The organism is Aestuariivirga sp., assembly GCF_046093005.1.
Classification (GTDB): domain Bacteria; phylum Pseudomonadota; class Alphaproteobacteria; order Rhizobiales; family Aestuariivirgaceae; genus Aestuariivirga.
In genome coordinates this window covers 1-1,627 of sequence record NZ_JBJTER010000139.1, presented here as the reverse complement: position 1 = coordinate 1,627, position 1,627 = coordinate 1, and the positions used below count along the sequence as shown (strand labels likewise).

The following is a 1,627-nucleotide window of genomic DNA, read 5'->3' as shown; positions in this document are numbered from 1 at the left end:
TGAGGTCCACATCGACAGCGTTGGGCTTTCCCCGGGCGATCCGGAGACCACAGGTCCATCGTCCACCAGCTCGACCGTCTGTCCGGGAGCGACCATCGCACCGCGCCCGTTCATCCAGGCCTTGTCGGCCTCGGTGTGGATCCCGCCGCAGTTCGGGCAGACCAGCATCGCATCGCGCTTGGCCTGGGCGGGTGTCGCCCGCTCCGGCCAGCGCAGCTCCCTGAAGCGCGGCACGAAGAAGGCGTGGCAATGGCGGCAGGGCCAGGTCCAGTGATGGCGCGTGCCCTCCTGCCAGAGCTTCCAGATCGGGCTCTCCAGGTCATCGGGCGCCGACCTGGTCCAGAACTCCAGGCCGCTCGCTTCATCGCGCTCACTGTCCACGAGGCCCCGCGAAGGTGTCGAGGTGATGGCGGTCACGAAGTCCGCGTAGGTTTCGCCGCGGGCCTCGACGAGGCCCAGCACATCGCCCTGCCCCTTCACATTCGCCACCATCTCGTCGAACTCGTCGATGAGCGCCAGCGCCGCGGGGTCGGATTTCAGCGCGGCGGAGGATCCCGCATGGGCGAGACGGACCCGGACACCCGCCACGAGCTTCAGCGTCTTCTTCATCCGCCGGCCGCGCACCACCTTGTTCCTGAGGCTCCGCGCCTCGTCGAGCAGCGCCATCAGGCGGGGCTCGAACTGGTCGGTGAGAAACTCCTTCGTCGGCCCCACATAGAGGATCGGCGCCGGGCGCTGGTCGAGCCGCGCCCCGATCACGTCGAGCATGGAATCGGTCTTGCCGCTCTGGGCGGCGGTGACCGCCACCACCCGGCGGTAGCCGCCATTGTGGACCGCCGCCGACCACGGCAGCATGTAGGGCGTGAGGCGGGGGTTCCTGGGGCCCGGGATGCCGGCGGTCTCCGGATAGACCCGGTGCTCGGCCGCCCATTCCGCCGGATCACGCTTCCGGCTCGGCCTCCACAGCTCCGCCCTCAGCAGCGAGAGCGCGGCCCGCTTCTGCGGCTCGCTCCGCCAGCCGCCCGAGGATGCCATCCGCTTCACCGTCAATCCGCCGCCTCAGCTCCATGTCGCGCGTGATCCTTGCTCCCAGCCCGGCGATTTCGGCTCTCACCTCCGAGACAACCGCGGCAATCTCCGCCTTGGCGTCCTCCATCGGGATCAGGTCGCGCCGCCGCTCGGCGATGCGGAGTTCGATCTCGCGCGTGCGGGCGTCGGTCGCCCGGCTGGCGGCGGCGGCCCTGTTGGAGTTCTGGAGCAGGTCCTCGTAGTAGGCGAGGGCACCCCGCACGATGGCAACCGCCGAGTAGCGGCCATAGGACTGCCGGGTGATGTAGCCCTGGCTGACCAGCGCCTGCACCCAGGACGGGCTGCGGTTCAGGAAGGTGGCCGCCTGCGCGAGGCTGATGGTCTGGCCCCTGGACTTGTCTTCTTCAGCCACGCGGGGTCACCTCGGATGAAGACGTTCGAACAGCCGCCGCACGAGGTAGCTCCGGACCAGCGACACCGCCGTGAAGGCGAGGCCGATGCCGAGATTTTCGATGACGCCCGCCCGCAGCCCGAAGAGCGGGAAGACCATCATCTGGGTGGCCACTGCGACGATGTATCCGATGGCCGTACTGGCAAC

At 69.1% G+C, this 1,627-nt stretch carries 2 protein-coding genes and 1 pseudogene; all 3 read right to left on the bottom strand.

The features are described from left to right. Nucleotides 1-1,035 (bottom strand): phage terminase large subunit family protein (locus ACKOED_RS12040; RefSeq protein ID WP_408916835.1); only part of this gene is annotated, 1,035 nt, incomplete at its 3' end. After that, nucleotides 941-1,441 (bottom strand): hypothetical protein, encoded by a 501-nt coding sequence (locus ACKOED_RS12035; protein WP_408916834.1) that lies wholly within the window; start codon nucleotides 1,439-1,441, stop codon nucleotides 941-943. The genes ACKOED_RS12040 and ACKOED_RS12035, both read right to left, overlap by 95 nt. A gap of 6 nt (nucleotides 1,442-1,447) precedes the next feature. Continuing rightward, nucleotides 1,448-1,627, bottom strand: a pseudogene (locus tag ACKOED_RS12030) (hypothetical protein); the annotation flags it as partial.